At 39.2% G+C, this 26,231-nt stretch carries 25 protein-coding genes, 21 tRNA genes, 1 rRNA gene and 1 riboswitch; of the genes, 37 read left to right on the forward strand and 10 right to left on the reverse strand.

Annotated elements, in window-relative coordinates; translation table 11 throughout:
- Nucleotides 1-2: 2 nt before the first annotated feature.
- The 22 genes from rrf to NQ185_RS08935 all read left to right on the forward strand — a co-directional run bounded on the left by rrf (nucleotide 3) and on the right by NQ185_RS08935 (nucleotide 2,362).
- A 5S ribosomal RNA gene (gene rrf, locus NQ185_RS08830) occupies nucleotides 3-118 on the forward strand.
- Between the two features lie 26 nt (nucleotides 119-144).
- A tRNA-Val gene (locus tag NQ185_RS08835) sits at nucleotides 145-220 on the forward strand.
- A gap of 3 nt (nucleotides 221-223) precedes the next feature.
- Nucleotides 224-299 (forward strand) — tRNA-Thr (locus NQ185_RS08840).
- A gap of 17 nt (nucleotides 300-316) precedes the next feature.
- Nucleotides 317-392: transfer RNA gene (locus NQ185_RS08845), tRNA-Lys, on the forward strand.
- 62 nt (nucleotides 393-454) lie between these two features.
- Nucleotides 455-536 (forward strand) — tRNA-Leu (locus tag NQ185_RS08850).
- A 32-nt stretch (nucleotides 537-568) separates the two neighbouring features.
- Nucleotides 569-643, forward strand: a tRNA-Gly gene (locus NQ185_RS08855).
- 6 nt (nucleotides 644-649) lie between these two features.
- Nucleotides 650-735: transfer RNA gene (locus NQ185_RS08860), tRNA-Leu, on the forward strand.
- Between the two features lie 117 nt (nucleotides 736-852).
- Nucleotides 853-929 (forward strand) — tRNA-Arg (locus NQ185_RS08865).
- A 28-nt stretch (nucleotides 930-957) separates the two neighbouring features.
- Nucleotides 958-1,034: transfer RNA gene (locus NQ185_RS08870), tRNA-Pro, on the forward strand.
- A gap of 17 nt (nucleotides 1,035-1,051) precedes the next feature.
- Nucleotides 1,052-1,127 (forward strand) — tRNA-Ala (locus NQ185_RS08875).
- A 26-nt stretch (nucleotides 1,128-1,153) separates the two neighbouring features.
- Nucleotides 1,154-1,230 (forward strand) — tRNA-Met (locus NQ185_RS08880).
- A 6-nt stretch (nucleotides 1,231-1,236) separates the two neighbouring features.
- Nucleotides 1,237-1,313 (forward strand) — tRNA-Ile (locus NQ185_RS08885).
- Nucleotides 1,314-1,328: 15 nt separating this feature from the next.
- Nucleotides 1,329-1,421: transfer RNA gene (locus NQ185_RS08890), tRNA-Ser, on the forward strand.
- Nucleotides 1,422-1,442: 21 nt separating this feature from the next.
- Nucleotides 1,443-1,516: transfer RNA gene (locus tag NQ185_RS08895), tRNA-Met, on the forward strand.
- Between the two features lie 133 nt (nucleotides 1,517-1,649).
- Nucleotides 1,650-1,726, forward strand: a tRNA-Asp gene (locus tag NQ185_RS08900).
- A 7-nt stretch (nucleotides 1,727-1,733) separates the two neighbouring features.
- Nucleotides 1,734-1,809 (forward strand) — tRNA-Phe (locus NQ185_RS08905).
- 26 nt (nucleotides 1,810-1,835) lie between these two features.
- Nucleotides 1,836-1,910 (forward strand) — tRNA-His (locus tag NQ185_RS08910).
- 29 nt (nucleotides 1,911-1,939) lie between these two features.
- Nucleotides 1,940-2,013 (forward strand) — tRNA-Gly (locus tag NQ185_RS08915).
- A 13-nt stretch (nucleotides 2,014-2,026) separates the two neighbouring features.
- Nucleotides 2,027-2,103 (forward strand) — tRNA-Ile (locus NQ185_RS08920).
- A gap of 1 nt (nucleotide 2,104) precedes the next feature.
- Nucleotides 2,105-2,176 (forward strand) — tRNA-Asn (locus NQ185_RS08925).
- A gap of 10 nt (nucleotides 2,177-2,186) precedes the next feature.
- Nucleotides 2,187-2,277, forward strand: a tRNA-Ser gene (locus tag NQ185_RS08930).
- A 13-nt stretch (nucleotides 2,278-2,290) separates the two neighbouring features.
- A tRNA-Glu gene (locus NQ185_RS08935) sits at nucleotides 2,291-2,362 on the forward strand.
- 48 nt (nucleotides 2,363-2,410) lie between these two features.
- Here NQ185_RS08935 and NQ185_RS08940 read toward each other — a convergent pair.
- Together NQ185_RS08940 and NQ185_RS08945 are read right to left on the reverse strand one after the other, a co-directional pair.
- Nucleotides 2,411-3,154 (reverse strand): TraR/DksA C4-type zinc finger protein, encoded by a 744-nt coding sequence (locus NQ185_RS08940; protein ID WP_257581310.1) that lies wholly within the window; start codon nucleotides 3,152-3,154, stop codon nucleotides 2,411-2,413.
- Between the two features lie 475 nt (nucleotides 3,155-3,629).
- Nucleotides 3,630-4,553, reverse strand: coding sequence for a 1,4-dihydroxy-2-naphthoate polyprenyltransferase (locus NQ185_RS08945; RefSeq protein WP_257581311.1), 924 nt, complete (start codon nucleotides 4,551-4,553; stop codon nucleotides 3,630-3,632).
- Between the two features lie 225 nt (nucleotides 4,554-4,778).
- Here NQ185_RS08945 and NQ185_RS08950 point away from each other — a divergent pair, with 225 nt between their 5' ends.
- The 6 genes from NQ185_RS08950 (at nucleotide 4,779) to menC (ending at nucleotide 12,208) form a co-directional block, all read left to right on the forward strand.
- On the forward strand, nucleotides 4,779-6,170 hold the full coding sequence (locus NQ185_RS08950) for an isochorismate synthase (protein ID WP_257581312.1): 1,392 nt from the start codon (nucleotides 4,779-4,781) through the stop codon (nucleotides 6,168-6,170).
- Nucleotides 6,167-7,909, forward strand: coding sequence for a 2-succinyl-5-enolpyruvyl-6-hydroxy-3-cyclohexene-1-carboxylic-acid synthase (menD, locus tag NQ185_RS08955; protein ID WP_257581314.1), 1,743 nt, complete (start codon nucleotides 6,167-6,169; stop codon nucleotides 7,907-7,909). The genes NQ185_RS08950 and menD overlap by 4 nt, the downstream gene beginning before the upstream one ends.
- Nucleotides 7,909-8,718 carry a 2-succinyl-6-hydroxy-2,4-cyclohexadiene-1-carboxylate synthase gene (gene menH / locus NQ185_RS08960; RefSeq protein WP_257581315.1) on the forward strand — a complete coding sequence of 270 codons (810 nt, stop codon included), beginning with the start codon at nucleotides 7,909-7,911 and terminating at the stop codon, nucleotides 8,716-8,718. The genes menD and menH overlap by 1 nt, the downstream gene beginning before the upstream one ends.
- A 17-nt stretch (nucleotides 8,719-8,735) precedes the next feature.
- Complete coding sequence (gene menB, locus NQ185_RS08965) at nucleotides 8,736-9,554, forward strand: 1,4-dihydroxy-2-naphthoyl-CoA synthase (RefSeq protein WP_257581316.1); 819 nt, start codon at nucleotides 8,736-8,738, stop codon at nucleotides 9,552-9,554.
- Nucleotides 9,555-9,628: 74 nt separating this feature from the next.
- Nucleotides 9,629-11,086: an o-succinylbenzoate--CoA ligase gene (locus NQ185_RS08970; protein ID WP_257581540.1), complete on the forward strand. Its 1,458-nt coding sequence runs from the start codon at nucleotides 9,629-9,631 to the stop codon at nucleotides 11,084-11,086.
- Entirely contained in the window at nucleotides 11,087-12,208 is a 1,122-nt protein-coding gene (gene menC, locus NQ185_RS08975; RefSeq protein ID WP_257581317.1) for an o-succinylbenzoate synthase, read from the forward strand.
- Nucleotides 12,209-12,229: 21 nt separating this feature from the next.
- Here menC and NQ185_RS08980 read toward each other — a convergent pair whose 3' ends face one another.
- Nucleotides 12,230-12,382 carry a DUF1540 domain-containing protein gene (locus tag NQ185_RS08980; RefSeq protein WP_257581318.1) on the reverse strand — a complete coding sequence of 51 codons (153 nt, stop codon included), beginning with the start codon at nucleotides 12,380-12,382 and terminating at the stop codon, nucleotides 12,230-12,232.
- A gap of 113 nt (nucleotides 12,383-12,495) precedes the next feature.
- Nucleotides 12,496-12,717, reverse strand: coding sequence for a membrane protein insertion efficiency factor YidD (yidD, locus tag NQ185_RS08985; protein WP_257581319.1), 222 nt, complete (start codon nucleotides 12,715-12,717; stop codon nucleotides 12,496-12,498).
- Between the two features lie 130 nt (nucleotides 12,718-12,847).
- Between yidD and NQ185_RS08990 the strand changes: the two genes are divergently transcribed.
- Entirely contained in the window at nucleotides 12,848-13,294 is a 447-nt protein-coding gene (locus NQ185_RS08990; RefSeq protein WP_257581320.1) for a Dps family protein, read from the forward strand.
- Between the two features lie 45 nt (nucleotides 13,295-13,339).
- Here the strand turns inward: NQ185_RS08990 and NQ185_RS08995 are convergent, their stop codons facing one another.
- The gene (locus NQ185_RS08995; RefSeq protein ID WP_257581321.1) at nucleotides 13,340-13,585 is read right to left on the reverse strand and encodes a DUF6154 family protein; all 246 of its coding nucleotides are present in this window, start codon (nucleotides 13,583-13,585) and stop codon (nucleotides 13,340-13,342) included.
- A gap of 187 nt (nucleotides 13,586-13,772) precedes the next feature.
- On the opposite strand from NQ185_RS08995, the gene NQ185_RS09000 reads away from it, so the two are divergent.
- Together NQ185_RS09000 and ytkD are read left to right on the forward strand one after the other, a co-directional pair.
- The gene (locus NQ185_RS09000) at nucleotides 13,773-14,099 is read left to right on the forward strand and encodes a hydrolase (protein WP_257581322.1); all 327 of its coding nucleotides are present in this window, start codon (nucleotides 13,773-13,775) and stop codon (nucleotides 14,097-14,099) included.
- Between the two features lie 64 nt (nucleotides 14,100-14,163).
- Complete coding sequence (gene ytkD / locus NQ185_RS09005) at nucleotides 14,164-14,634, forward strand: RNA deprotection pyrophosphohydrolase (RefSeq protein WP_257581323.1); 471 nt, start codon at nucleotides 14,164-14,166, stop codon at nucleotides 14,632-14,634.
- Between the two features lie 27 nt (nucleotides 14,635-14,661).
- On the opposite strand, the gene NQ185_RS09010 is transcribed toward ytkD, so the two are convergent.
- From NQ185_RS09010 to NQ185_RS09020, 3 genes are read right to left on the reverse strand one after another with little or no spacing between them, the layout of a single operon-like run.
- On the reverse strand, nucleotides 14,662-15,474 hold the full coding sequence (locus NQ185_RS09010; protein ID WP_257581325.1) for an ABC transporter permease: 813 nt from the start codon (nucleotides 15,472-15,474) through the stop codon (nucleotides 14,662-14,664).
- A complete protein-coding gene (locus tag NQ185_RS09015; RefSeq protein ID WP_257581327.1) occupies nucleotides 15,458-16,231 on the reverse strand; it encodes an ABC transporter ATP-binding protein in 774 nt (257 codons plus the stop codon). The genes NQ185_RS09010 and NQ185_RS09015 overlap by 17 nt, the downstream gene beginning before the upstream one ends.
- 13 nt (nucleotides 16,232-16,244) lie before the next feature.
- Complete coding sequence (locus tag NQ185_RS09020) at nucleotides 16,245-17,240, reverse strand: ABC transporter substrate-binding protein (protein WP_257581329.1); 996 nt, start codon at nucleotides 17,238-17,240, stop codon at nucleotides 16,245-16,247.
- A 592-nt stretch (nucleotides 17,241-17,832) separates the two neighbouring features.
- On the opposite strand from NQ185_RS09020, the gene NQ185_RS09025 reads away from it, so the two are divergent.
- From NQ185_RS09025 to asnB, 4 genes are all read left to right on the forward strand, one after another.
- Nucleotides 17,833-18,630, forward strand: a complete 798-nt coding sequence (locus tag NQ185_RS09025) for an alpha/beta hydrolase family protein (protein WP_257581331.1) — start codon at nucleotides 17,833-17,835, stop codon at nucleotides 18,628-18,630.
- 29 nt (nucleotides 18,631-18,659) lie between these two features.
- On the forward strand, nucleotides 18,660-18,902 hold the full coding sequence (locus NQ185_RS09030; RefSeq protein WP_257581333.1) for a DUF2584 domain-containing protein: 243 nt from the start codon (nucleotides 18,660-18,662) through the stop codon (nucleotides 18,900-18,902).
- A 64-nt stretch (nucleotides 18,903-18,966) separates the two neighbouring features.
- A riboswitch (SAM riboswitch) is annotated at nucleotides 18,967-19,078 on the forward strand.
- A gap of 209 nt (nucleotides 19,079-19,287) precedes the next feature.
- The gene (metK, locus tag NQ185_RS09035) at nucleotides 19,288-20,487 is read left to right on the forward strand and encodes a methionine adenosyltransferase (RefSeq protein WP_257581334.1); all 1,200 of its coding nucleotides are present in this window, start codon (nucleotides 19,288-19,290) and stop codon (nucleotides 20,485-20,487) included.
- Between the two features lie 157 nt (nucleotides 20,488-20,644).
- On the forward strand, nucleotides 20,645-22,534 hold the full coding sequence (gene asnB / locus NQ185_RS09040; protein ID WP_257581541.1) for an asparagine synthase (glutamine-hydrolyzing): 1,890 nt from the start codon (nucleotides 20,645-20,647) through the stop codon (nucleotides 22,532-22,534).
- Between the two features lie 22 nt (nucleotides 22,535-22,556).
- Here asnB and NQ185_RS09045 read toward each other — a convergent pair whose 3' ends face one another.
- Both NQ185_RS09045 and NQ185_RS09050 read right to left on the reverse strand, forming a co-directional pair.
- Nucleotides 22,557-23,405, reverse strand: a complete 849-nt coding sequence (locus tag NQ185_RS09045) for a C39 family peptidase (protein WP_257581335.1) — start codon at nucleotides 23,403-23,405, stop codon at nucleotides 22,557-22,559.
- Nucleotides 23,406-23,492: 87 nt separating this feature from the next.
- Nucleotides 23,493-24,032, reverse strand: a complete 540-nt coding sequence (locus NQ185_RS09050; RefSeq protein ID WP_257581336.1) for a gamma carbonic anhydrase — start codon at nucleotides 24,030-24,032, stop codon at nucleotides 23,493-23,495.
- A 109-nt stretch (nucleotides 24,033-24,141) separates the two neighbouring features.
- Here NQ185_RS09050 and NQ185_RS09055 point away from each other — a divergent pair, with 109 nt between their 5' ends.
- Nucleotides 24,142-24,945: an alpha/beta hydrolase gene (locus NQ185_RS09055; RefSeq protein ID WP_257581337.1), complete on the forward strand. Its 804-nt coding sequence runs from the start codon at nucleotides 24,142-24,144 to the stop codon at nucleotides 24,943-24,945.
- A 33-nt stretch (nucleotides 24,946-24,978) separates the two neighbouring features.
- Nucleotides 24,979-26,076, forward strand: a complete 1,098-nt coding sequence (tbcS, locus tag NQ185_RS09060; RefSeq protein WP_257581338.1) for a tetraprenyl-beta-curcumene synthase — start codon at nucleotides 24,979-24,981, stop codon at nucleotides 26,074-26,076.
- Nucleotides 26,077-26,231: the final 155 nt, after the last annotated feature.

Genomic DNA, 26,231 nt, shown 5'->3' on the forward strand with positions numbered 1-26,231 from the left:
TGTCTGGTGACGATGGCGAAGAGGTCACACCCGTTCCCATCCCGAACACGGAAGTTAAGCTCTTCAGCGCCGATGGTAGTAAGGGGACTCCCCTTGCAAGAGCAGGACGTTGCCAGGCATACATAATTTTAACATTTTGATTTTGGAGGATTAGCTCAGCTGGGAGAGCATCTGCCTTACAAGCAGAGGGTCGGCGGTTCGATCCCGTCATCCTCCACCATATGCCGGCCTAGCTCAATTGGTAGAGCAACTGACTTGTAATCAGTAGGTTGGGGGTTCAAGTCCTCTGGCCGGCACCAGTCCTGTTTAATTGTACGAGCCATTAGCTCAGTCGGTAGAGCATCTGACTTTTAATCAGAGGGTCGCAGGTTCGAATCCTGCATGGCTCACCAAAGTTTTTTGCCGCAGGCAAAATAACTTACCTTAATTTGCGACAGCAAATAAATTACCCTTTGCGGGTGTGGTGGAACTGGCAGACACGCTAGACTTAGGATCTAGTGCCGTAAGGCGTGGGGGTTCGACTCCCTTCACCCGCATTATTAGCTTTTGTTGAGAGTTGTTAAACCACGCGGAAGTAGTTCAGTGGTAGAACACCACCTTGCCAAGGTGGGGGTCGCGGGTTCGAATCCCGTCTTCCGCTCCAACTTATGCCGGGGTGGCGGAACTGGCAGACGCACAGGACTTAAAATCCTGCGGTAGGTGACTACCGTACCGGTTCGATTCCGGTTCTCGGCATTAAGGTTTTTTGCTTCAGCAAAATAACCTTCCATTAAAATTTGCTTCAGCAAAATAACCTAACAGTATAAATATTTCTCAGAGTAATTTTTCTCAAGCAAGTAACTTTCTATACATGCGCCCGTAGCTCAATTGGATAGAGCGTCTGACTACGGATCAGAAGGTTATGGGTTCGACTCCTTTCGGGCGCGCCAATATAACTTTATAAAATATATAAAATTTCGGGAAGTAGCTCAGCTTGGTAGAGCACTTGGTTTGGGACCAAGGGGTCGCAGGTTCGAATCCTGTCTTCCCGACCACTACTGAAATTATGTTTGGGGCCTTAGCTCAGCTGGGAGAGCGCCTGCTTTGCACGCAGGAGGTCAGCGGTTCGATCCCGCTAGGCTCCACCATTTTTATGTAAAAGAACAACAATAATGGCGGCGTAGCTCAGCTGGCTAGAGCGTACGGTTCATACCCGTGAGGTCGTGGGTTCGATCCCCTCCGCCGCTACCATTTATTGGACCTTTAGCTCAGCTGGTTAGAGCAGACGGCTCATAACCGTCCGGTCGTAGGTTCGAGTCCTACAAGGTCCACCATTATTCTTGACATATGGAGGAATACCCAAGTTCGGCTGAAGGGATCGGTCTTGAAAACCGACAGGCGGGTTAAACCGCGCGGGGGTTCGAATCCCTCTTCCTCCGCCATATGATTTATCTTTTTATTATCGCGGGGTGGAGCAGTCCGGTAGCTCGTCGGGCTCATAACCCGAAGGTCGCAGGTTCAAATCCTGCCCCCGCAATTAAGTTGCTTTCAAATAAACTTGAAGGTAATGAAGGTTATTTTTAAATTTCATTTGAAAAATAATGTAAGTTATTTTCGAGTGAACTCGAAGGTAATGTAGGTTATTTTCAAATTTCATTTGAAAAAACCCTGGTCCGGTAGTTCAGTTGGTTAGAATGCCTGCCTGTCACGCAGGAGGTCGCGGGTTCGAGTCCCGTCCGGACCGCCATAATAGTGGCTCAGTAGCTCAGTCGGTAGAGCAAAGGACTGAAAATCCTTGTGTCGGCGGTTCGATTCCGTCCTGAGCCACCATTTAAATCATACGGTGCAAAAGAATGGCGGCTATGGCGAAATGGTCAACGCATCGGATTGTGGCTCCGACATCGTGGGTTCGATTCCCACTAGTCGCCCCAAATTATTTTGTGTTATGATATTAATACATGCGGGTGTAGTTTAGTGGTAAAACCACAGCCTTCCAAGCTGTTGATGAGGGTTCGATTCCCTTCACCCGCTCCATATTTTAAAATATGGGCCTGTAGCTCAGCTGGTTAGAGCACACGCCTGATAAGCGTGAGGTCGGTGGTTCGAGTCCACTCAGGCCCACCATTCCGCAGTAGCTCAGTGGTAGAGCTATCGGCTGTTAACCGATCGGTCGTAGGTTCGAATCCTACCTGCGGAGTAGTTAATATGGGGAAGTACTCAAGAGGCTGAAGAGGTGCCCCTGCTAAGGGCATAGGTCGCGTAAGCGGCGCGAGGGTTCAAATCCCTCCTTCTCCGCCATACATTTTTTATTGGCCCCTTGGTCAAGCGGTTAAGACACCGCCCTTTCACGGCGGTAACACGGGTTCGAATCCCGTAGGGGTCATCAATATAACAAAAAAACCATCAATAAGATGGTTTTTTGTTATATTTTTTATTCGTCCTCATCTACATAGCCATCGGTATACTTATACGGAACATCTCCAAATGGCGCTTCAATTCCTTCTTTATCCAATATTTCTTCGTATTCCATCTTTTCTTCAGACGTATATGTTTTAACACCTTTTCCGTCTAAATCTGTTCCAATAAAGGTTTCGTATTCTTCCGTAAACCCATCTTTTATTTCACCTTCGTATAAATCATCATAGTCATTAAAGTCTCCTTCAAAATCGGAGGGAGTTTCTGATGTACCGTACCTGGCTACTTCCTGAAAACTATCGTGATAATCTTTAACTTCACTTCTTTTGTCACGGTAGGCAAATGAATTGTCAACAGCAGGCTTTAATAGTTCTTCTTCGACTGGGCGGTCAGTAGGTAAAATTTGTTCAGGGGAATGCTCTACACAAAAGGTTGTATTCGGTATTGCTTGGAGCCGTTCATAAGGTATTTCTTTGCCACATTCTTCACATTTTCCATACGTCCCGGCTTCTATTGCTTCAAGTGCTTGATCCACCTTCACTAGTTCTGATTCAGAATGGATGGCAAGAGCAAAGTCTCTTTCCCGTTCGAATAGTTCTGTTCCCATATCTGCGGGGTGATTGTCATACATCGATAATTCACTTTCTCTTGCATTGCCGCTTCCAACTGTTTCTTCATCTTCATGAATATTATGGGTCAATTCCTTCTTTATCTCTAAAAGTTCATTTTTTAAACTTGCTAATTGTTGTTGTGTCAGCATTTCCATCACATCCTTTATATCAATTCATTTCTAGTATGACCTATTGTTTGCAAACAACCATTTCCTTATAGTTTCCTTTTTTTGCAAAGAGGTAAACATCTTTTGAAAAGCGGAAGTGCTGGAGCTGGACAAAAATGTCATCACATCAAGAAATAAGACCTTTTAGAAATCTATATTTTCTTTTTAAATACAGGCTCCGTTATTATTTATTGTTGATTTTCGTGTTGGTATTGAGAATAAATAGGCGGAGAATTTCCGGTTATTGTAAATAAACCAGCTTATGAAGCAGAAATAAGAGGAGATATTCCGGTAAACTGCTCTAAATATAATAAAATCCAAAGACTTGGACCATAAAAACGGAAAATCTTCCCTTATATTTAAGGAAATATGGGTATTTCCCAAAATAAACGGAATTGTTCCGTTTATTTTCAGGGTAGCCTAAATATAAAAAAACACTTGTCATTAAGACAAGTGTTTAAGCAAAATAACTTATGAAAAGTCCGATTGCCATAAGAAAACCGAAGATTGTATTCGTCTGAGCGGTTGCTTTCATCGCCGGCATCATCTGAATTGGTTCCGTTTTTCCAATGAAACCCTTGACTGCTTTTAAAGCTTTAGGAATGCTAATAAATGTAATTAACAGCCAAAATGATGTTTCTGTAAAAAAGATTAAAAAGATAATCCAGCTGTAAGAAAGGATAAACATACCTGCTAAAAGGCCAATTGCTTTTTGTCTCCCAATAATAATTGCGAGGGTTTTACGGCCATTTTCTTGATCTCCATCCAAATCCCGTATATTATTTGCTAGCATGATGCTTCCAATCAATATAGAAACGGGGATAGATACAAGAATACTGATTTTTGAGATATAGCTAGTCTGAATAAAATAAGAAATTTGGATGATGACGACACCCATAAAGAAACCGGACATTAATTCGCCGAAAGGGGTGTAGGCAATGGGTCTAGGCCCACCTGTATAAAAGTATCCTACAGCCATGCAGATCACTCCGATGACAGCGATCCACCAACTGCTGTTAATTGTTATATACAATCCTAATCCGATGGCTATGCCGAACAGAACGAAACCTAAGTATAGCACCGTCTTCGGTTTTACTCCGTTTCGGACAATGGCCCCACCGATTCCAACGGAGTTTTCATGATCAAGCCCCCTGGCATAATCAAAATACTCATTAAACATATTAGTCGCAGTTTGAATGAGTAAGCTCGCCACGAGCATAGCGATAAATAATGGAATATGAAATGGGCCACTTTTTATGGCTAAGGCCGTTCCTAATAAAACAGGGATAAAAGCGGCAGTCAATGTATGTGGACGGCTTAATTGCCACCAAACCCGCCAACCTTTATCTGCTGGAACGACAGAATTTGTCTGTATATTCATTGCTTGTCTCTCCCTTAAAATAGTACAAATAAAACGAAGCATTTAAAATCAAACTAAGAAAAATCAATCCCCTATAAAGTGTAGGTAATGAGTGCGCTTGTGTCAATCCATTTAATTAGGGAAATAAGGGAAATGTTTTCAGTAAGTATGAATGCTACATTTAGATTCGATATTCATATATAATAAAGAAGTGAAAAAAGTATTAAAGTTTTTGGAGAGATTATATTGACAAAAATATTGCAGACAATCAATGATGATGCTTTACATAGCAAACCTAATGGGGAAAACAAACTTTACAGTATTACCCTTCCAATAGATTCTTATGATCCTATGGATTTTTTTAATTATAAATCATCATCGTTTACTGGAGAAAGATTTTTTTGGAAAAGCTCTGATGGTCTTTTTGGGGCAGTAGGATTAGGAATTGCTGCCATGCTTTCAGTAGATGGAGACGAAAACAGGTTCCAAGTGACAAACGAGCTATGGTATCAGCTCTTAAGGGATGCCGAAATTAAAAATTCCTCGGGAGTCCGGGGCACAGGGCCGCTGTTATTTGGAGGTTTTTCATTTGATCCAGATAATGAAAAAGAGATGGAATGGGAGAAATTTGGACACTCCACTTTATACTTGCCCTCTTATATGCTAACCGTCGCTGAAGATCAGTATTATATAACGGTAAATGCAGTATGTAATGATTCCTTTTCTATTGAAACATTGCGGGAAAAAGCGAATAACTTTGTGCAACAATTAACGAATGACAGCATTTTATATCAGGAAAATCCTATTAAAATAAAGGCATGTAAAGAAATAGCACCGGAGGATTGGGTTCATTCCGTAGAAGAGATCGTAAATATATTAAAGAAGTCTAATGTTAAAAAAGTTGTTTTAGCGCGAAAATTGCTGCTTGAGTTTGAGGAGCGTGCACAATCATCTTATATAATCAAACAACTGCTTAAACAGCAGCCGACGAGCTTCGTATTTGCTTTAGAAGTCGGTGGCAGTTGTTTTCTTGGTGCATCGCCGGAGAGGCTAATTAAAAAGACAGGTAATCATGTTTTATCTACATGTTTAGCGGGATCGATTGGCCGTAATGAAAATGACCATGAAGATCAATTGCTTGGAGAAGCACTTTTAAAAGATCAAAAAAACTTATTTGAACACGAATTAGTCGTATCAATGATTGAGGATGCACTAAAGCCTTATTGTACTGAACTCGAGATTCCTGAAGAACCGATTCTTATGAAAATGCCCGATATCCAGCATTTATATACTCCAGTAGTAGGGATAGCAAATAAGGAATTTTCATTATTAAATGTTGTGGAAAAACTGCATCCCACACCTGCTTTAGGTGGAGTTCCGACGAAAGCAGCCCTAGAAATCATTCGAGAAAAGGAAAATATGGACAGAGGGTTTTATGCGGCTCCAATTGGATGGACTGATTATTTAGGGAATGGTGAGTTTGCTGTGGGTATTCGTTCCGGATTATTAAATGGAAATAAAGCATATTTATATGCAGGATGTGGATTAGTATCAGACTCTGTTTCAAAGGAAGAATTAAAAGAAACAAGGATTAAGTTTCAACCTATGCTAAAGGCAACCGGAGGAGAGAATGTATGAGCCATCAGGAAGCACTCACTAAATATTTAGCAGCATTTATAACAGGTCTCGTCCAGGCTGGTGTTAAGGATGTTGTCATTAGTCCTGGGTCACGCTCTACTCCTCTTGCTTTAATGTTTTCAGAGCATCGAGATGTAAGAGTATTTATGAATGTTGATGAACGTTCCGCTGGATTTTTCGCTTTAGGGATCGCAAAGGCTTCAGAAAATCCGGTTGGCCTGCTTTGTACTTCTGGAACTGCAGCCGCTAATTATTATCCTGCTGTAATCGAGGCCAGTCTTTCCGGTGTCCCTCTTATTGTGATGACGGCAGACCGCCCCCATGAGCTTCGTGATGTTGGAGCTCCACAGGCGATTGACCAACTTCATTTATATGGGAGCCATGTAAACTGGTTTGCAGAAATGGCGTTGCCGGAAACTGGAATGGAACAGTTTAAATATGCTAAAACAACAGCGAGACGAGCTGTGAAAGAAGCGTTAGGACAAAATAAAGGCCCAGTTCATTTAAATTTCCCTTTACGGGAACCACTTCTACCGGTGCTTGACCCTTATCCTTTTAATGAAGAAGAGGAATCAATTGCTATTGAAGATGGCATCCTTTTTTTACCACATGGAAAATTAAAGAATATTGCAGAACAATTAAAGGGAAAAGAGAAGGGACTAATTATTTGTGGTCCAATAGAAGAACATGATTTTACCGAGGCTGTTACGATATTAGCAAAAAAACTTGGTTTCCCGATTTTAGCGGATCCACTCTCTCAACTTAGAAGTAGTTCTATGTCTGAAACGCCCGTGATAGATAGCTATGATGCAATTTTAAGGACAGAGGAGGCTGCAACAGCGTTAAAACCTGAGGTCATTATCCGCTTCGGGGGCATGCCAGTATCGAAGTCGCTTTCCCTATATTTAAAAAAACAAATGGATGCCGAGCATTATGTTGTAGATAATGGATCGCGCTGGCGAGATCCAAATTACTCTGGAACAACGATGATTCATAGTAACGAAACAGCTTTTTGTACTGGACTAGCTTCGTTAATTGTGGAGCCACATTCACTCAACTGGCTATCAAAGTGGCTGGAAATGGATGAAATGGCGAAGAAGGTTATTGCTGCTCATATGGAATTAACAGAAGAGCTTGAAGAAGGAAAAGCAGTTTATGAGTTAGTCGATCTCCTTCCCGTAGAGAGCACTGTTTTTGTAGGAAATAGTATGCCGATTAGGGATATGGATACGTTTTTTCATAAAAATAATAAAAATATTACGGTCATGGCAAACAGAGGTGCGAATGGAATTGACGGTGTTGTTTCCAGCGCTTTAGGTGCAGCGGTATATAAAAGACCTCTTTTTCTCATTATTGGTGATCTTTCCTTTTTTCATGATCTGAACGGTTTGCTGATGGCCAAATTGCAAAAATTAAACATTAACATCATCTTGCTTAATAATGACGGTGGAGGAATATTCTCCTATTTACCACAATATGGTGAACCGAGGCATTTTGAAATATTATTTGGGACGCCTACCGGCTTAAATTATGAACATGCTGTACAAATGTATCATGGCATGTATACAAAAATCTTGGATTGGGAAGGTTTAAAAATGGCCGTTCTAGATGCTGTCAGCTACGAGGGTTTGAATGTTATTGAGATTCCGACAGATCGCGAAAAAAATTTGTCCTCCCATCGTGAAATGTGGAAGAAGGTTTCCCAGGAAATAAGTCTTTTATTACAGGATGTTGAATAATGATATTTACAGTCGATGGCATTGATTATTATTATGAGGTCTCTGGAAGTGGGGAACCTCTTATTCTTTTACATGGATTTACAGGAGATAGTTCCACTTGGGATTCAATTAAATCGTATTTAATTGAAAGCTTCAAAATCATTTCAATTGATATTATCGGCCATGGTAACACAGCATCACCGATAGAATCAAGTAAATATACAATGGAACAAGTCACTGCACATATATGTTTGTTGATGAATCACCTTTCATTAGATAAAGCACATATTCTTGGCTATTCGATGGGAGGAAGACTTGCCCTAAGTTTCTCTATAGCTTTTCCTGAGCGGGTGAAAAGCTTAATTCTTGAAAGTGCCTCTCCAGGATTAAAGACGGATGAAGAACGTAGTTTACGTATACAAGCAGATGATCAGTTATGTCAAATGATTATGCAACAAGGATTAAAGGCCTTTGTTCATTATTGGGAAAGCATCTCTTTGTTTCAAACACAAAAAAGCATAGAAGAATCTGTAAAGCTTCAAATTAGACAACAACGGCTTAAAAACAACCCAATTGGATTAGTAAATAGTTTAAAAGGGATGGGGACAGGCGTGCAACCTTCGTGGTGGGATGATCTAAATAAGATAGAAATACCAGCCTTATTACTATGTGGTGAGAAAGATCCTAAATTTTGCTCGATATCTAAAGAAATGAAATTATTAATGGCAAAATCGGAACTTATCGAAGTAGATGGAGTTGGACATGCAATTCACGTGGAGGATCCAAGAAAATTTGGTACAATGGTAAGGGAGTTTTTACGTAAGAATTGATAAAGGAGGAAATAAAGATGTCATTTAATTGGACGAAAGAAAGAGAATACGAAGATATTTTATACGAAACATATAATGGGATTGCTAAAATTTCGATTAATCGACCAGAAGTACATAACGCATTTACGCCAAAAACCGTCATGGAACTAATCGATGCTTTTGCATATGCACGAGATGATGAAAATGTGGGTGCGATTATTTTAACTGGTACAGGAGGTAAAGCTTTCTGTTCAGGCGGGGACCAAAAAGTTCGTGGACATGGAGGATATGTTGGCGACGATAATATCCCGCGCCTAAATGTCCTTGACTTGCAAAGACTTATACGAGTCATACCGAAACCAGTTATCGCCATGGTAGCCGGGTATGCAATTGGCGGCGGACACGTTCTTCACGTCGTTTGTGATTTAACAATCGCAGCTGATAATGCTATTTTCGGACAAACTGGTCCAAAAGTGGGTAGTTTCGATGCAGGATATGGCGCTGGTTACTTGGCACGTATTATCGGTCATAAAAAAGCGAAGGAAATCTGGTTTTTATGCCGTCAATATAATGCCCAGGAAGCACTTGATATGGGCTTAGTCAACACAGTGGTTCCACTAGAACAATTAGAAGAAGAAACAGTTAAATGGTGTGAAGAAATGCTTGAGAAAAGCCCTACTGCATTACGCTTTTTGAAAGCAGCATTTAATGCAGATACAGATGGTCTTGCAGGACTTCAACAGCTAGCTGGAGATGCAACACTCCTTTATTATACGACGGATGAAGCGAAGGAAGGCCGAGATGCGTTTAAAGAGAAGCGTAAGCCAGACTTCGGACAATTCCCTAGATTCCCTTAATATTTGAAGTTTAAAGCCTGATGGAATATCCTTCAGGCCCTTATTTTATTGTAGGAGATGTAATAATGGGAGAAATGATTCCAAATTGGCTGTTACAAAGAGCACATTTGACACCAAAACGGACTGCAATCGTGTTTAATGATCAAACTTGGTCTTTTGAAGAAATGAAGGAAATCGTTCAAGAATTCGCAATGAAACTAAGTGGACTTTCTATTTCTCGTCATTCTAGGGTTGCAATCCTAATGAAAAACCGGCCAAATGCGGTTTTCCTAATCCATGCCTTACAATTGATTGGGGCAGAAATAGTATTTCTGAATAGCCGTCTTACAGCATCTGAATTAAGTTATCAACTAACAGATAGCCATGCTGTCAGTTTATTTTACGATTGTGATTTTGATGCAATTGTGAATGAAATAGAACTTTCCGCTGAATTCAAAACTTGTTCAATCAAGAATCTCACTGCCTCTCAGAAAAAGTCAGTCTATATATGCTCTGAGTTTAATCTCAATGAAACCTGTTCCATTATGTACACTTCGGGAACGACCGGTAAACCAAAGGGAGTCCAACAAACATATGGAAATCATTGGTGGAGTGCTATTGGATCATCTTTAAATCTTGGCATACAAGAAAAAGATGCTTGGCTTTGTTCAGTTCCAATTTTTCATATAAGTGGGCTTTCCATATTAATGAGAAGTGTAATTTATGGAATTCCTGTATATTTATTAGAAGAGTTCGATGAAAAGCTGGCTAATACGATCTTACAGAGTGGAAAAGTGACAATCATGTCTGTTGTCACCGCCATGCTCAATCGCATGCTTACACAATTAAAAGATGAAGTATACCATGAAAACTTCCGCTGTATGCTCCTTGGCGGCGGGCCAGCACCACTACCAATTCTTGAAGAATGTGTTGCAAAACAAATCCCTGTTTTTCAATCATATGGGATGACTGAAACAGCTTCACAAATCGTTACTTTGTCACCTGAAGACAGTTTAAACAAGCTTGGTTCTGCTGGAAAGCCACTATTTCCAGCGCAAATTAAAATCCTTACCAGTACTGGGAAAGAGGCTAAAGCCGGAGAAACTGGAGAAATCACGTTAAAAGGTCCAAACATTACACCTGGATATTTAAATCGTGAACAGTCTTCTCAGGATGGATGGTTTTTAACGGGGGATCTTGGATATTTGGATGAAGAAGGATTTTTATATGTCCAGGATCGGCGCTCAGACTTGATCATTTCTGGTGGAGAGAATGTGTATCCTGCTGAAATTGAAGCTGTGCTAATGGCGCATGAAGCAGTACATGAGGCAGGAGTGACTGGTGTAAGTGATCCAAAATGGGGGCAAGTAGCGTATGCTTTTATTGTTAGTCATGAAGACGTGTCGGAAGAGGAACTGCTCGACTTTTGCAGCGGCAGGCTTGCTGCCTATAAAATTCCAAAACAGATTATGAAAGTAAAGGAATTGCCCCGAAATGCAGCGAATAAATTGGTACGAGAAAAATTACGGCTTTTCATTGAAGGAAGGAATTAAATGTTACATATCAATCGTGTCTGCTTGTCGCTCATTGAAATGCCTTTAAAAAAGCCATTTACAACTCATCTTGGTACGGTGAAAAAAAGGCAATCGATTATAATTGAAGTGGTAGATGCGGATGGTGTATCTGGATTTGGAGAGGCAGTCGCCTTTTCATCCCCATGGTATACAGAAGAAACAACGGCAACCGTATTACATATGCTAAAGGATTTTTTAATTCCAAAGCTTTTCAAAGAAAAAATCAATCATCCAAAAGAAGTATCTAGTTTGTTTGATTCAATAAGAAGGAACGAAATGGCGAAGGCGGGCATAGAATCAGCGATTTGGGATTTGTATGCAAAAAAGCAAAATCAGTCGCTTTCCCGTTTGCTTGGTGGTACGAGAAGGGAAATTCCGGCGGGAGCTGTTGTCGCAACACAGGATATTCATAAAGCATTGAAACAAATAGAGATTTTTCAAAACCAAGGCTATCAAAGAATAAAAGTAAAAATTAATCCTGAAATTGATGTAGTTCTTTTGAAGGAGATTAGAAAGGTCTATCCCGATATTCCACTCATGGCTGACGCAAATTCAGCATATACCCTAGCTGATGCAGATCATTTAAAGGCCCTAGATGAATTCAAATTAATGATGATTGAACAGCCCCTTTCCGTAACGGATATAATTGATCACGCAATGTTACAAAAGCAAATCTCGACTCCGATTTGTTTGGATGAAAGTATAACAAGCTTTCATGATGCTTATAGTGCCATCAAGCTTGGCAGCTGCAGGATCATGAATATAAAAATGGGGCGTGTAGGCGGCATGGAAAATGCGAGACGTATTCATAATTTATGTGTGGATCATCAAATTCAAGTTTGGTGTGGTGGAATGATTGAATTTGGCGTCTCTCGTGCACATAATATTGCACTTGCATCGCTATCAGGATTTACAATCCCTGGTGATCTAGTTTCATCGAATCATTACTGGGAAGAAGATATAATCGAACCAATTATAGAAGTAAAAAATGGAATAATCTCTGTACCAGTTGAAGCTGGAATTGGCTTTTCGATAAATCGAAAAAGATTAAAGGAAGTCACGATTTTCAATGAAGAATATAAAAAAGGGAAGGGAGTTTAACCACTCACCTTCCCTTTTGCATTATTTATGTTGGAAGGTCTGGCAGTCGGTTTCTTGCTCCGTTTCCGCTTTTTTCCCTGTATGGCTTACTACATATATTTGGTCCGCTGAGCACCGGTTCCCTTTGGCCCAATAATGACAGTTTTCCACTTCACATAACACATCATCAGCCATCTTGTATCACTCCTCTTTCAGAATAAGATACACGAATAGTTTTGGCTAAGTTAGTATAGTTATACGAGGGAATGAAACGATAATATAAATGACTTTTCCAATCCTGCCAAAAATTATTTCTTTTTTTCAGGTACCGGATCAATGCCCCCTGGATGGAAAGGATGACATTTTAATATTCTCTTTATCGTTAGAAAGCCACCGCGCAAAGCGCCAAAACGCTGAATCGCTTCAAGTCCATATTGTGAACAAGTTGGATAGAAACGACAAGTTGGTGGTTTTAAAGGTGAAATGACCTTTTGATAAAATCTAATAATGAGGATGAACACTTTTTTCAAAATGATCTCTTCTTTCAGGAAGAATATAGTTCGAATTCATGTTAGTGTAGCATAATTTCATGAAGGTAGGGAGAAAATACGTTTGTTTGCTACGTTGTAGGGTAAAGTTTTTATAGGAGGAGTGATAAAAGTGGCAGAAGAAAATAAATTAATTCAAATTGTAAATAAGCAAGTGGCTAATTGGACGGTCCTATATATGAAGCTACATAATTTTCATTGGTATGTAAAAGGAACTAATTTCTTTGCACTTCATGTAAAGTTTGAGGAAATGTATAACGAAGCTGCTGTTCATATTGATGAATTAGCTGAAAGAATTCTAGCCCTCGAAGGAAGCCCTATCGGAACATTAAAGGAAGCACTTGAAATCGCGAGTGTTGGCGAAGCTGAAGGGAAGGAAGACACAAATCAAATGGTTCAGTCGCTTACAAACGACTTTTCAGTCTTAATTACTGAATTGAACGAGGGAATTGAGGTTGCTGCTAATATGGGTGACGAATCAACGGGTGATATGTTAATCGCCATTCACCAAGGCTTGGAAAAACATAATTGGATGTTAAAAGCATATCTCGAAAAATAAAAAACTTGGCGCAAATGCCAAGTTTTTTAAGTTTATTTTTATGTATCAATGCAAGTGTCTGGAATTTGTATATTGATTACCTTCCATTTGGGCAAACTTTCCTTTAAGCGTTTCTAATAAGTATAAACGAATGAAATATTGGAGTTCATGCTGGTCCATATCTTTTACAATCTCCATTAATTCATTGCGGTCATAATGTTCGAGAACTGCAAATGTAATCATATCTAAATCTTCTTCGTCGTCCGTTATTTTATTACGATACATGGCGAATAATTCGTCCACCAATCTCATGCATGTCACCTCTTTTATCTTAGAATATCATCCCATATATACAAGCTTCTATCAACCCATATTTTTCTATACCCGAAATATAAACTCTGCAATCGAAAAATTTTAGAGAATTCCTGTTAAGAATAAAATAGGTAGGTAAGCGGTAAAATATGCATAGTAATTTTAGTAAATCAGGAGGTACAATACTTTGGAAAATAAAAAGACGTATTACATATCCGTTGGGGCGGGAGAAATATTGACAACCCCAAGTGCCTCTCCTTGGCAGTTTAAAATAGAAGCGACAGACGATGAAATCACACGCCTCAGACAATTATTTGATTCTAATCAAGCAAATAGTGTAGATGATTTTTTACGTGCTCATGTTCCTTTTGTAGAATATCATAATGATTCAACGAATGATATTCATGATGAAAATTTACTGAAGGTATATGAAATGATTCATATGCTTGGAGATGAAGAGGCAAGAAACCATATTGAAAGCATGGGAATTTTAAATAACTTTACAAGTGAATAAGAATAGGCACTCCTCTTTTCTCTAAAAAAATGGTAGCGTATAGTGAGATAGAGGAGTGATTTTCTTGAGGCAATTTTATGATGCAAATGGAAACAAAGTATTTATTTCATTTGAAAAACATGTATTTCCATTAGAACCGCGCCATGTGTTGATCATATGCCGATTTGAAGGGAAATGGCTATTAACAGATCATCCTATCAGAGGTTTGGAGTTTCCAGGCGGGAAATTAGAAGCAGGAGAAACTGTAGAAGAAGCGGCAGCAAGAGAAGTGTATGAAGAGACTGGCGGAATTATAAAAACCTTGGACTATATTGGTGAGTATTATGTTGAAGACAAGCAGAACAGTCCATTTGTAAAAGCAATTTTATATGCTGTAGTTAATACATTGGAGAAAAAAGAAAACTTTATGGAAACAAACGGCCCAGTTTTAAAAGAAAAAGATGTTCTAGAAGAAGAGTTAATGAATCCCGAATATAGTTTTATTATGAAAGATGAAGTGGTTACCCTTTCACTGGCGAAATTAAAAGGGGAATAGGGAGACTGCCTCACGTGAGACAGCCTATTATTCCCCATCGTCTTTTATCAGCTTTTTTTCTATCCACTCCACGACTTTATACATGATTGTGGCAAAAATAGCGATGAGCAGCAGGGACAGCATGACAAGAGTGAAGTTAAATACTTGGAAACCATAAATGATCATATATCCGAGTCCTTCTTTCGAAACTAGAAATTCACCAACAATAACGCCTACCCAAGATAAGCCTACATTCACTTTTAATGTGGAAATAATAGTTGGAAAAGAGGCTGGTAAAATGGCTTCTTGAAACAGCTGGCCCCGGGATGCACCAAATGTACGCAGGACTTTTAAATAATTATCATCCACTTCTCGAAATGAAGTATATACGACAATAGTCGTAATGATGACTGAAATGATGGCCCCCATGGCGATGATAGACGTGAATCCTGGACCAAGTCCTACAATTAAGATGGGGCCGAGTGCCACTTTTGGCATCGCATTTAATATGACGAGATAAGGATCGAGAATTTTTGATAAAAAAGGAGACCACCATAGAATTGCCGCTAAAATCGTACCAAGCACTGTACCAAGAATAAATCCCAGCAATGTTTCAAAAACTGTAACCCCAAGATGAGTGAACAAGCTGGAGTCTGCAACCTTTTCAACAAATAAATGCCATACTTTTGACGGCGAGCTAAATATTAGCGGATCAATCCATTGTTGTCTGCTCGCTGCCTCCCATAAGGAGAAAAAAGCAATAAAGATTAAGAACTGGTAGAAAAATACCCATTTTTTCTCCGATGCTAGTTTTTGTTTGTATTTTATATGAAGGAGATGGTGGTCAATTATTTTCTTCAAGATTCTCCAACTCCTTCCAGATCGTTTGGAATATATCATTGTAGGCGTCTTTACTGCGAACATCAAATGGGGTCACATCACGAAGTTCCCTTGGTACGTCAAATACCTTATGGATTCTGCCAGGTTTAGCCGAGAAAAGGAAGATTCGATCACTCATAGATATGGCTTCTCCAATATCGTGTGTTACAAGAACTGCTGTCTTTTTATAATCTAGCAATGTTTCAAACACTAAATCCTCAAGCTTTAGCTTAGTTTGATAATCAAGGGCGGAGAAAGGTTCATCCAATAGGAGGAGCTTCGGGTTGACGGCCATTGTCCTTGCCAATGCAGCACGCTGCCTCATTCCACCTGATAACTGCCTTGGAAATTGTTTCTCGACGCCCTCCAAACCAATTTGTTTTAAAAAGTGGAGGGCAGTTTGTTTTGTTTCTTCATTAAGCCGACCATTAAGTTTAAGACCTAATAAAATGTTTTCTTCAATTGTTTTCCACGGAAATAAATAATCTTGTTGAAGCATATAGCCAATTAAATTAGAATTGGCATCTGGTGCTTCGTGATCAATTGTTATACTTCCGCTTGTTGGAGGAAAAAGACCGGCTAGAATGGACAGCATTGTCGTTTTTCCACATCCACTCGGACCTAATAGTGATATGAATTCCCCTTCTTTAATGGAGAAGGAAATATCCTCCAAAGCTTTCGTGGCATTGGAGGGTGAAAAATAAAAGTGGGCGACCTGCTTAACTTCCAAAAAACTCATCGTAAGCCCTCCTTTATTTTTTGACTACTTTATCAACAATCTCTGTATTGACAAGCTTTTCGTAATCAACTTTTTCTGGAAGCTCACCAGCTTCCTCCATAATGGCTTGTAAATTATCCCAGCCTTCTTTTGTTATTTTCATTTCTTTAGCAAAGGATCCTTGGCTTTTATATCGGTCTACCACGACTTCCAATGTTTCAAGATCAGAATCCTCAAAAAATGGCTGCACGACTTTTGCTATATCTTTTGCACTATTTTCTTCGACCCATTGTTGGGCTTTATAGAGGGCGCGAACAAATTTCTCAACTATTTCTTCGTTATTTTTAATATAGCTTTCTTTTGCCATAAACGATGTGTAAGGTACTTCGCCTGACTCTTCACCAAAAGAAGCGATGATGTGTCCTTTTCCTTCTTTTTCAAAAACCGATGCAGTTGGTTCGAAAAGTTGAACATATTCCCCGGTGCCGGAGCCAAAAGCACTAGCGATGTTTGCAAATTCGATATTTTGAATCAATTCCAAATCAGCATGAGGATCAATACCATGTTTTTTCAAGACAAATTCACCGACCATTTGTGGCATTCCGCCTTTCCGCTGACCTAAAAACGTCGATCCTTTCAACATATCCCATTCAAAATTATCGATTTTTTCGCGCGAAACTAGGAAGGTGCCATCAGTTTTAGTCAAGCCCGCGAAATTGATAACTGGGTCAGAAGCTCCTTGCGCATACACATAAATTGATGTTTCCGAGCCGACCAATGCGATGTCAGCACCATCTGCTAACAGTGTCGTCATTGTTTTATCTCCGCCCCATGCAGTCATCAGTTCAACATCAAGTCCTTCATCTTTAAAAAATCCTTTTTCAATGGCGACATATTGTGGGGTGTAAAATATCGATCGAGTTACTTCCGCAATCCTTACCTTACTTTCTTTTTGAGAGCAGGCTGTTATGGCTATGAGCATAAATGTTGATATGATGATTACAATTCCAGTTTTCATCCATGTCTTCATCAAGCAATCCTCCTTATGAAATAATCTGGGCTAACATATAGTATGAATTGGGCAAAAATGTGTGATAGCCTATATAGAAAAGCGGAAGCGTCTGTTAAGTAGTTGACGGCTAGTAAAGTTGCGTCGATGGCAGTAAGATGCGTGATTTTAGTCTCGATAGAGGTTGAATCAGGACTGAAAAGTGAGAAATGAGTGATTTCAGTCTCGAAAAAGGTTGAATCGGGACTGAAAAGTGTAAAATGTGTGATTTCAGTCTAGATAAAGGTTGAATCGGGACTTAAAAGTGTAAAATGTGTGATTTCAGTCTAGATAAAGGTTGAATCGGGACTGAAAAGTGTAAAATGTGTGATTTCAGTCTAGATAAAGGTTGAATCGGGACTAAAAAGTGAGAAATGCGTTATTTCAGTCTCGATAAAGGTTGAATTGGGACTGAAAAGTGAGAGATGCATGATTTCAGTCTCGATTAAGGTTAAATCAGGACTGAAAAGTGAAAAATGCGTGATTTTCTGCCTTGATTGAGATTGAAGTCGTGCTGTCATGTTGACACTGAGGCTGTAAGTAGATTGAATTCATACATAAGAAGGGATTTTATATGAACACGAATGCTACTATAATCAATAAACAACATTTCCCATCTCCCAACCCACTTGTACGGCTTTTTTTAGTCACCTATATGTCGGAAGGACTAAAAGTTAAAGGTTTACTAGCCGAGCCAAAGGAGAAAGGGATATATGAAGGGTTTCTTTACTTGCGGGGTGGGATTAAAAACGTCGGAATGGTACGACCGGCAAGAATTGCTCAATTTGCCTCAGAAGGATTTGTCGTATTCGCGCCATTTTATAGGGGGAATCGCGGCGGAGAAGGGAATGAGGATTTTGCTGGTGAAGATCGAAATGATGCATTTTCTGCATTTCATTTATTGAAAAACCTCCCAAACGTACAAGAAAACAGAGTTCATGTTTTTGGCTTTTCAAGAGGGGGTGTCATGGCACTTTTTACGGCTATTCAATATCCAGAAGCAGCATCCATTGTTACATGGGGAGGGGTATCGGACCTTGCGCTTACTTATATGGAACGGAAAGATATGAGAAGAATGATGAAGCGTGTCATTGGCGGTTCTCCGAAAACGAAAACAGCGGAATACGAATCTCGAACCCCATTGTATGAATTGGAAAAACTAAAACCACCTGTTCTCATTATTCACGGTGAACTAGATCATAACGTTTCAGTTGAACATGCAAAACGTCTTGAACAAAGGCTGCAATCCCTTAAAAAGCATGTGGAAACGTGGTATTTTAAAAACTTTACTCACTATTTTCCCCCTTCTATTAATCGAGAAGTCGTTCAAGACCTTTGCCTTTGGATGAAAAATCAAAAATATGGTATATAATGAGAAGAAAGGATAAGGGGGAATAAAGAATGGGAATGCCGTTTGAATTAAATACGATGATTGTGACAAAAGGTAAGGAAAAAAGGCAAAAAGATAATTTGTTCACGCTCGATAAAAATGGTTACCGATTATACCCAATTGATATTCCTGTAGAGGTTCGACATTCAAGAGAAAGCGATTATCATGCCACGGCCGTTATTAAAAAAGTTGAATGGGAAAATGAAAAGACTACCATTCTATATCAGCTTATGGCATTACATTCAAGTAATTAATTCTCAGTCATTCTTAATTGACAAGGTCAAGCTCATTACGCTATTATTTTAGATTGAACGGATACTCTTATCCTGAGATGGTGGAGGGTGCAGGCCCTATGAAACCCAGCAACCTACTGACACTTTGTAAGCAAGGTGCTAACCTGTTGCAAGGCATTTGCCTTGGGCGATAAGAGTGAAGGGCTCGGATGATTAAAAAAACCTTTCCTCTACTTTTTTAAATAGGAAAGGTTTTTATTATTTTATAAGGCGATTTATGTTTTTTAAGAATAAATTGTAGTAAAAGAAGCCTTAATAATCAATACGTAGTCTTTGTCATCATGAAGGAATTGAGTACCGTTATTTATAAATATTGATAAGCATACTGTTAAAAGGAGGAAACACCTTGTCTAAAACTCGCCACTTATTTACATCAGAATCTGTAACAGAAGGTCATCCCGATAAAATTTGTGACCAAATTTCGGATTCAATCCTTGATGCTATATTATCGAAAGATCCAAATGCACGTGTAGCATGTGAAACATCTGTCACGACTGGCCTTGTACTCGTTGCAGGTGAAATTACGACAACTACTTATGTAGACATTCCAAAAATTGTTCGAGATACAATAAAAGAAGTGGGCTACACGCGTGCGAAATATGGATTTGACGCAGAAACTTGTGCGGTCATTACTTCAATTGACGAACAATCCCCTGATATTGCTGCGGGAGTTAATCAAGCGCTTGAAGCACGCGAAGGTTCTATGTCGGAGGAAGAAATCGAAGCTATTGGAGCGGGGGACCAAGGCTTGATGTTCGGGTATGCATGTAATGAAACAAAGGAACTCATGCCGCTCCCAATCTCGCTCGCTCATAAATTATCTAGAAGATTGTCCGAAGTTCGTAAGGAAGAAGTTTTACCTTATTTACGACCTGATGGAAAAACGCAAGTGACTGTCGAATACGATGAACAAAATAATCCAGTTAGAATCGATACGATTGTCATTTCGACACAGCATCACCCGGAAATTAGCCTTGAGCAAATTCAACGAAATATTAAGGAATTTGTTATAACACCAGTAGTCCCAGCTGAACTAATTGATGAAGAGACTAAGTATTTTATTAACCCGACAGGTCGCTTTGTAATTGGTGGTCCACAAGGGGACGCAGGGTTGACCGGTAGAAAAATCATTGTAGACACGTACGGTGGATATGCTCGCCATGGCGGCGGTGCATTCTCTGGTAAAGATCCCACGAAAGTAGACCGTTCAGCTGCATATGCTGCTCGTTACGTTGCAAAAAATATTGTCGCGTCAGGCCTAGCTGATCGTTGTGAAGTTCAACTTGCGTACGCAATTGGTGTTGCTAAACCTGTTTCTATTTCAGTCGATACTTTTGGTACAGGTACAGTATCTGAAGAAGTTTTAGTTGAAGCGATTAGAAAGAACTTTGATTTAAGGCCGGCTGGAATTATCCGGATGCTTGATCTTCGCCGCCCAATATACAAACAGACTGCAGCCTACGGACATTTCGGACGTACGGATCTAGATTTACCGTGGGAAAGAACAGATAAAGCAGAAGCGATTCGAAAATCGGCACAAGCGTAACAAAATAATGATGAAAATTGGGGCTGTATGAAAAATGCGGCTCTTTTTTTTGTAAATTTTACTGCCAAAACTGATAAAATAATGTTAGTATTAACAAGTATGCAACGCATTGCTGCAGGCAATTCGCTTGAAATATTACAGAGTAGGTGACAAGGAAATGTGTGGTTTTATCGGTTGCATTCATGATCAGGCCAGGGAATACCAAGAGTCTGATCAGGAATTATTTAAACAAATGAATCAAATCATCACTCATCGTGGGCCGGATGATGAGGGATATTTTACAGATGAGCATATACAATTTGGTTTTCGTAGGCTTAGTATTATCGATATTGAAAGTGGTAAACAACCTTTATCATATGAAAATGAACGCTATTGGATTATTTTTAATGGTGAAATATATAATTTTGTAGAATTAAGAGAAGAGCTTGTAAAAGAAGGATTATCTTTCGAAACCGCTTCTGATACAGAAGTCATCATTGCTCTTTATAGTCAAATGAAGGAAAGATCCGTTGAAAAGCTTCGCGGCATGTTTGCTTTTATGATTTGGGACAAAGAAAATCAAGAGCTTTTTGGTGCACGTGATCCATTCGGTATTAAACCATTCTTTTACTATGAAGAAAATAACCGGACTTTCTTTGCTTCAGAGAAAAAGAGCATCTTGCTTGCCCTTGAGAAAAATGAATTGAATCGTGATGCATTACAGCAATATATGACGTATCAATTCGTTCCAGAACCAGAGTCAATGACAAGTGGCATTAAGAAGTTAGAGCCAGGACATTTTTTCATCAAAAAAATTGGTGAACCGATGCAGATTTCTCGTTACTGGAAAGCGACATTCCACCCAGTTTATAAATCTGAAAATGAATATATTAAAGAAATAAAAGAAGTATTATTTGATTCTGTGAATCTTCATATGCGCAGTGATGTTCCTGTCGGTTCCTTCCTGTCAGGCGGGATTGATTCATCAATCATTGCTTCGATTGCAAAGCAATTCCATCCGAGTATCAAAACATTCTCTGTCGGTTTTGAGCGGGATGGTTTTAGTGAGATTGATGTTGCAAAAGAAACGGCTGATAAGCTCGGAGTCGAGAACATCAGCTATGTCATTACTCCTGAAGAATACATGAACGAACTACCGAAAATTATGTGGTTTATGGATGATCCGCTAGCAGATCCTGCTTGTGTTCCTTTATATTTTGTAGCACGGGAAGCACGGAAGCATGTAACTGTCGTTCTTTCTGGTGAAGGTGCGGATGAGTTATTTGGTGGATATAATATTTATCGTGAGCCACAATCATTAGAAATGTTTAATAAAATTCCTGCCGTCGGAAAGTCGCTTCTTCGTGGTTTAGCAAATGTATTGCCAGAAGGTGTGAAAGGGAAGAGCTTCATTGAACGTGGTCTCACGCCGATGGAAGAGCGCTATATCGGAAATGCAAAAATGTATTCAGAAGAAGAAAAAAGGAATTTGTTGAAATTTTATAATGAAGGCATCGATTATCGTGATATCACGAGACCTTTATATGCCGATACAGTTGGCTATGATCCTGTCGATCAAATGCAATATATTGATATACACACGTGGATGAGAGGGGATATCCTTCTTAAAGCCGATAAGATGACGATGGCTCATTCATTGGAGCTTAGAGTTCCTTTTCTTGATAAGGAAGTGTTCAATGTTGCATCGAATATCCCGACAAGTTTAAAAACCGCGGAAGGGACAACGAAATACATCCTCAGGAAAGCTGCGGAAGGCATTGTTCCGGATCATGTATTAAACCGAAAAAAGTTAGGATTCCCAGTTCCAATCCGTCATTGGTTGAAGAATGAAATGCACGACTGGGTGAAAAATATTATTAAAGATAGCGACACAGATCATCTTATTAACAAGCAATATGTACTGAATTTGCTTGAAGATCATTGCCAAGGAAAGATGGATTATAGCCGTAAGATTTGGACAGTAATTGTGTTCATGATCTGGCATTCCGTCTATATGGAAAATCAATATGACTTTCAAAACGAGTATAAAAAAGCAGCCGCTCATTGAGTAGTATGCTAAAGCATACTTCCTAATAGGAATAAGTGAGTGCCTGGCTGCCCATTTGCACCCAAGATTTTTCAAAATCTTTAATGGGTGCTTTTTTATTTTTCAAACCTGTTAATGGATCATTAAAATAAACAAATTGATCATCATAACCAGTTATGAGAACGGAATGTTCCTTCATCGTAATCTTTATTTTTCCCTCTGTTGTATTCCATGTTTGAAAATATGAATCTTCCAATTCCCGATATTGAGAATTGATAATGACCCAAACAGGACGACCATCAGAAAGGGGAATTTTTAATTCATCGAAAGATTGCCCTGATAAGTTAACGATTTTATCTGGTAAATATGATTGTGCAAGTTCCATAATAGGTTCATGGTAAACCCCAAGTCCTGGTTCGTTGAAAGTGTACATATTGCCAACAAAACCTTTATGTGGGTTTCCGAAATAGATTTCTCCGTTTTTCACGGTTCGAGGTGTCGGGTCTTTTTTGATTTCTTTTGCAAGAGTCATTTTGTCGACTTTGACACCGGCATCTCCTAAAAGCATGGCTAATGTTGTGACTTCACAGCCTCGCGGAAGCTCTGGAAATTGTTTGATGACAGGAGCATCAATTAACATTTTATCCTTAACTTTAATAAGCTCCACTTTGTCTTTTTGTTCACTCAGCTTTGTCTCTTGAACATGTTGTAGTGTTTCTTCGGATTTTTCACTATATGTTCTATGTGTTCCATATAAATAAATGGTAGCCACAAAAGTTAAGATAACCAAAAAAGAAATGAAGCTTGAAAACTCATGTTTTTTATATTTGCTGAAAAGATAGATGAATACACCGACAGCACATGCTATCGATATGAACTGCAGTGTTTCCATATAAAATCAATCACCTTTTAAAATAATAACAAGCTATTTCGCAGAGTTTAACCCTTAAGTATACTATCGGAAACTAAACAAGTATCTTTAGTTTTCTTGAATCGATTTATAGTACTTGGCTTTTTCGACGTATTCTCTCGAAATTCGCTCCATATCTTTTTTGTCTTCAACTGTTAATTCTCGTACGACTTTTGCAGGTCGTCCAAAGGCAAGCGTATTCGGTGGAATGGTTTTACCTTGCGGGACAAGGCTTCCTGCTCCAATAAATGCACCTTCTCCAATTTCCGCTCCGTCCAAAATGATGGAACCCATACCGACTAATGCTTTCTTTCTGATTTTACAGCTATGTAAAACAACTTGATGCCCTATTGTTGCTTCATCCTCAATAATAAGTGGATTATTAGGACTTTGGTGCAAAACAGAATTATCTTGAATATTAACTTTTTTACCTATGATCGTTGGTGCAACATCACCGCGGATTGAACAATTAAACCACACACTTGAGTTTTCTCCAATTTTGACATCACCGGTAACCGTTGCGTAATCGGCAATAAAAACGGAAGGATGGATATCAGGTCTTTTTCCATTATAAGGGTAAATAGCCAAATAAAATCTTCCTCTCCTCATATTTCTATTAACAGTGTAACAAAAATTGCAGATATTTGTAGAAACTCAAATGATTTTTCTATCGTGAAAACGGGGTAATATACTATTATCAACATTCCGAGGTGGTTAAGTGCGAAAATGGGAAGCTTTTAATGAACCTAAAGGCGTCATGGTCATTGTCCATGGGGCGATGGAGCATCATGGCAGATACGGATGGCTGACAGAGATGTGGAGAATAAATGGTTTTCATGTAATTATGGGTGATTTGCCAGGACAAGGATTGACGACGAGATCGAAACGGGGACATGTCGATTCCTTTGATGAATATATAAAAGAAATCCATGAATGGATAAAAGAGGCACAAACTTTTGCACTACCAATTTTTGTCCTCGGACATAGTATGGGTGGACTTACGGTTATTAGATTATTGCAGGATATCGAGGTCTACATAGATGGGGTAATTCTATCTTCTCCCTGTTTAGGGCTTGTAGATTATCCCGCCATCCCAATTAACGCTCTTTCAGTAGGATTAAATTGGATTCTTCCTGAATTAAAGGTAAGCAGTAATATGGATATTGATCTTGTGACAAGAAGTGATGATATAAAGGAGAGAGCACTTAATGACAGCCTGTACGTTACAAAAGTATCGGTCCGCTGGTATCGTGAACTTTTAAAGGCGATGAAAACAGCATTTACAAAACTTACAAACTTTCCTAATGTGCCATTATTGGTTCTTCAAGGTGGAGATGATAAAATTGTAAATAAGCTGGATGTTATGGATTGGTTTAATCAGTTAACGATCTCAGAAAAGCTTTATAAAGAATGGGAGAATTGTTACCATGAAATTTTTAATGAACCTGAAAGAGATCGTATATTTGATTACGCACAAAGCTTTGTTGAAATAAGGCTGCGCCAAATAGGTTATAATGAATAATAGAGCCATAGATAATAATGAGGTGATTGGAAGATGACGTTGCCATCGCATCCAATAGCATTAATGAATCAAGTTTATAGAAAAATAATGCCGGCCGTTCATTCTGAATTAGCATATTGGAAAGAGCGGGCAGCTGCTATCCCTGATGGGGAATTAAGGAAGCAGGCACTTGCTAGTATTGAGCATAAAATTTTTCATTGTGAGGGTGGCGCCATAATGGCACTAACGGCTCATGAAGGGAAGAAATCAGCGGTTAAGTTTATTGTTGCGTACCAGACGATTAGCGACTATTTAGACAATCTCTGTGATCGTAGTACATCTCTTGACCCAAAAGATTTTGCAGCATTGCATGAATCGATGAAGGATGCTTTGACGGTTGGTGAAAAGCCAAAACAATATTATCGTTTTCGAGCGGAGAGGGAAGATGGCGGCTATTTAACGGAGCTTGTTCAAACGTGTCAAAACGTTTTAGCCACAGTACCTCATTATAATGCTGTAAAGCCATTTCTTCTCGAGCTATGTCAGTATTATTGTGATTTGCAAATACATAAACATGTTAGATTGGAAGAACGTGAAGTCCGTTTAAAGGAATGGTTTGCCGGATACAAGGATTTATTGCCGGAGATGGGCTGGCATGAATTTTCCGCTTGTTCCGGATCAACCCTTGGAATTTTTTGCTTAATATCGTATGCATTAAGGAATGATTTTGAGGAAAAGCATGCAGAGATGATCCGGGAAGGATATTTTCCTTATATACAAGGGCTTCATATTTTACTCGATTATTTTATTGACCAAGATGAAGACCGGGCTGGTGGAGACTTGAATTTTTGTTTTTATTACGAAAACAAAGACCAAATGCTTAATCGATTTATTCACTTTTTAGATGAAGCGGACAAGCATACGAAAAATTTGCCCGATAAAAAATTCCATCAATTAATAAATCGCGGTCTTCTCGGAGTTTATTTATCCGATACAAAAGTAAATGAACAAAAGGACGTCAGAACACTCGCCAAAAAAATAATGAAACGCGGCGGCGTCACAAGTTATTTCTTTTATTGGAATGGAAGGCTGTATAGGCGGATACAACAAGTAGTAAGCGGCTCAGGTAGGTTTTTGACGGATGCAAAATAGAAGGAAAAGCAGAAGTGTTTTGCTTATCGTCGTACAAGGCCACATGATGTAGGTCCGCCGACATTGCAACAGGATATGACGTTTTTAAACGGTCTAAGATTTGCAAGGGACGAGTCGATGTTGGCTTCGCAAGCGAAAAGCCAAGAAATTTGCTG

Source organism: Lederbergia panacisoli (assembly GCF_024626525.1).
Lineage (GTDB): Bacteria > Bacillota > Bacilli > Bacillales > Bacillaceae_C > Lederbergia > Lederbergia panacisoli.